General features: G+C 71.6%; 3 protein-coding genes and 2 pseudogenes. 3 read left to right on the top strand and 2 right to left on the bottom strand.

Annotated elements, in window-relative coordinates:
- Nucleotides 1–513 (top strand): hypothetical protein (locus GH736_RS19620; protein WP_159606335.1); only part of this gene is annotated, 513 nt, incomplete at its 5' end.
- A 138-nt stretch (nt 514–651) separates the two neighbouring features.
- Nucleotides 652–1,752, top strand: a complete 1,101-nt coding sequence (locus GH736_RS19615) for a serine hydrolase domain-containing protein (protein ID WP_159606333.1) — start codon at nt 652–654, stop codon at nt 1,750–1,752.
- A gap of 49 nt (nt 1,753–1,801) precedes the next feature.
- On the opposite strand, the gene trhO is transcribed toward GH736_RS19615, so the two are convergent.
- Nucleotides 1,802–2,704: an oxygen-dependent tRNA uridine(34) hydroxylase TrhO gene (gene trhO, locus GH736_RS19610; protein WP_159606331.1), complete on the bottom strand. Its 903-nt coding sequence runs from the start codon at nt 2,702–2,704 to the stop codon at nt 1,802–1,804.
- A 158-nt stretch (nt 2,705–2,862) separates the two neighbouring features.
- Here trhO and GH736_RS19605 point away from each other — a divergent pair.
- Nucleotides 2,863–3,114: pseudogene (locus GH736_RS19605) on the top strand (YbhB/YbcL family Raf kinase inhibitor-like protein); the annotation flags it as partial.
- Between the two features lie 83 nt (nt 3,115–3,197).
- Here GH736_RS19605 and GH736_RS25245 read toward each other — a convergent pair.
- Nucleotides 3,198–3,254 (bottom strand): annotated as a pseudogene (locus GH736_RS25245) (hypothetical protein); the annotation flags it as partial.
- Between the last annotated feature and the right edge of the window lie 39 nt (nt 3,255–3,293).

The following is a 3,293-nucleotide window of genomic DNA, read 5'->3' as shown; positions in this document are numbered from 1 at the left end:
GCGCTCGTCGCGCCCGTCGCGGGACCGCCCGCGATGCGCCGGCCGATCGCGACCACGGTGGGCGCGGCACTGGTGCTGCTGCGCGTGCTCGCGGGCGTGGTGTGGCTCGGGGCGCTCTCCCTGCAATGGGACCAGGTGTTCACCGAGGCCGTCGACGAGGTCGGCGACCCGATCACCGGTGACGCGTTCGCCGCCACCTCGCAGGCGGTCTACACCTTCACCGTCATCCTGATCGCCGTCGTGCTGCTCATCGACCTCGCGCTCGGCGTGCTCACCTGGCTGGGGCTCAACTGGCCGCGCATCGTGGTGATGGTGATCTCGACGATCAGCATCAGCACGTCGTTCGCGACCTGGTGGGTCGGCGACCAGGAGATCACCCTGCAGACCACGTTCGTGACGCTCGCGCTCGACATCCTGGTGATGCTCGCGTTGTCGAGCCGGTCCGCTCGCGCCTACGCCCGCCGACCGCGCCCGCCGCGCGCCGCGCGCAGCCGGTCCGACCGCGCGAGATGACGCAAACCGACCTTCCCCAGCGGGGGAAGGTCGATTCGCGTCATCTCACGGGGCGCGTCGGCTGGCCCTCCCCCCGGGCGCCGGGCGTCTCCGTTCGCGTGATGGCGGGGGCGGTGCATCGGGAGTAGCATCCGGCGCATGGGCACCCGGCGTGCCGAGCGGTCCCGACGCATTGTGGCATTCGCGGTGCTGTCGGTGGGAGCGTTCGCCTTGGCCGGGTGCTTCGCCACTTCGTCGAATCCCGTCGGCGAGACGTCGGCCGCGCCGGAGGGTGCCGAATCCGAGTTCGAGCGGGATGTGCGCACGACGTTCGCGAGTGATTGGGTGCGCGCCGCCGTCGCGGTCATCGGTGGGGGGCGCGTGCAGGAGGCCTACGTCGACGCCGATTCCCAGACCGTGTTCGAGATCGGTTCGACGACGCAGGCGCTCACGGGAGAGCTGCTCGCGATCGCGGTCGAGCGAGGCGAGGTCGCCCTCGACGACGCGGTGGGCGCCTACCTGCCGCTGGGGGAGGCGCCGGCCGCAGGCGCCTCGCTGCAGTCCCTCGCGACCCACACCAGCGGCCTTCCGGTCGATCCATCGGATGCCGCGACGACCGCCGCACTCGCGGAGGTGGACGCCACGCGTGCCGACCCGTTCGACTACACACTCGAGCAGCTGCTGGAACTCGCCCGCCTGGAGACGCTCACGAACCCCGGCGAGCCCCGATACAGCAACTTCGGTGCCGCGCTCCTCGGGCATGCGCTTGCCTCAGCCGCGGGAACGGACTACGAATCACTCCTCGAAGAGCGACTGCTGACGCCGCTCGGGATGGACGGTGCCGTGCTCGTCAAGACCGAAGACGATGTCCCCGAGGCGCACGCGGGAGGGCACCTGCCGAACGGTGATCCCGTCGAGCCGTGGTCGGCCGCCGAGTACGGACCGGCCGGAGGCCTGCACGCCACCCTTCCCGATCTCGTCGCACTCGCCCAGGCGGTGCTCGATGGCCCGCTGAGCGAGAGCCCCGCCCTCGAGCCGGTCGTGGTGGTCGACGAGGCGTTCCGCGTCGGCTACCTCTGGGAGATCCTGGAGAAGCCGGGGCGTACCTTCACCATCGCTTCGGGATATCCCGGCGGATTCTCTGCGGCATTGGTGATCGATCGCGACGCCGGACAGGCGTCCATCGTCATGATCAACGTGGTTCGCGGGGACGCCGACGATCTCGCGCGGCGGTACCTGGTCGGATATGCCGACGGCTGACCGCCAGATCACCTCGTGACCGGGCCCGGCAACGCGGCCGCGGCCGCGCTCAGCGTGCGACCGGCTCCGCGTGCGCGGCGCAGGTCGCCGTGTCGCACGACGCGCACACGACGAGCTGCGTGCGGCACGCGGCATCCGTGCAGTTGACGGTGCGGTTCGTGCTCGCGCCGCACACCGTGCACGAGCCGACGACGGCGGCGTGGTCGCTGAAGTCGACGGAGCCGCGCCCGTCGAAGACGTACAGCGAGCCCTCCCAGAGCCCGTCGTCGCCGAAGCGCTCTCCGTAGCGCACGATGCCGCCCTCGAGCTGGTAGACCTCGCCGAAGCCGCGGCTCGCCATGAGGCTCGAGAGCACCTCGCAGCGGATGCCGCCGGTGCAGTAGGTCACGACGGGGCGCCCCTTGAGCTCGTCGTACTTCCCCGAGTCGAGCTCCTCGACGAAGTCGCGCGTGGTCTCGACGTCGGGCACGACGGCGCCGCGGAAGCGTCCGATCGCGGCCTCGAGCGCGTTCCGTCCGTCGAAGAACACGACGTCGTCGCCGCGCTCGGCCACCAGCTCGTGCAGCGCGTCAGGCGTCAGCCGGGTGCCGCCGCCCACCACGCCGGCTGCGTCGACGCGCAGCTCGCCGGGCGCGCCGAACGAGACGATCTCGTCGCGCACCTTGACGACGAGCTTCGGGAAGTCGAGGCTCGCGCCCGCCTCGTCGAGGCCGGTGCCCTCGCTCCACTTGAAGTCGATGTGCTTGAACGCCGGGTAGTCGCGGGTCTTGCGCACGTAGCGCTTGAGCGCGCGCAGCTCGCCGCCGAGGGTGCCGTTCAGGCCGTCCTTCGAGATGAGGATGCGCCCTCGCAGCCCGAGCGACTCGGCGAGGTCGCGCTGCCACAGCCGCACGGCGTCGGGGTCGGCGAGCGGGGTGAAGACGTAGTACAGGAGGATCTTGGCGACGGCCACCCCGAGATCATACGGTCGGATGCCGCGAGCCGGCCGAGCGGGCCTGGCACCCGTGCGCCGCCCGACTCTCCGACCCGCCCCGTCAAGGGGGTCACCCCGGCGTGGTCCCCGCATAGGCTGGCGGCGACCGCAGACGACCACCCCCGAGGAGGATCGCGATGCTCGACGTCGACCCGTACCAGGCACTGCAGGGCTTGCGGCCCGTGGACTCGTTCACCGTGACGAGCGCCGACTTCGAGGAGGGCGGGCCGCTCGGCCGCCCCCAGTGGAGCTCCGCCGCCGGCGGCGTCGACCGCTCGCCGCAGCTGTCGTGGTCGGGCTTCCCGGCGGCCACCCGCAGCTTCGCCGTGACCTGCCTCGACCCCGACGCACCGAGCGGGTCCGGCTGGTGGCACTGGTCCCTGGCGAACCTGCCGGCGTCGGTGACGAGCCTCGAGGCGGGTGCGGGCAGTGCCGGCGGCCCCAGCTGGGGGATCTTGGGAGCGCCGAAGAGCAGCAGGATGATGGCGATGACGATGACGGCGTGCCAGCCGTTGAGGTTCGCGAACATGTTTCCTCCGTGAGTGCAGGCCGGACGCCTTCGGCGCCC

Origin of the sequence: Agromyces humi (assembly GCF_009720255.1) — a bacterium.
Taxonomy (GTDB): Bacteria; Actinomycetota; Actinomycetes; order Actinomycetales; family Microbacteriaceae; genus Agromyces; species Agromyces humi.
This window is presented reverse-complemented; position numbering and strand designations above follow the sequence as displayed.

Bases quoted from the DNA above. Each gene is read 5' to 3' on its own strand.
- GH736_RS19615 (WP_159606333.1), top strand. From the start codon at position 652: ATGGGCACCCGGCGTGCCGAGCGGTCCCGACGCATTGTGGCATTCGCG.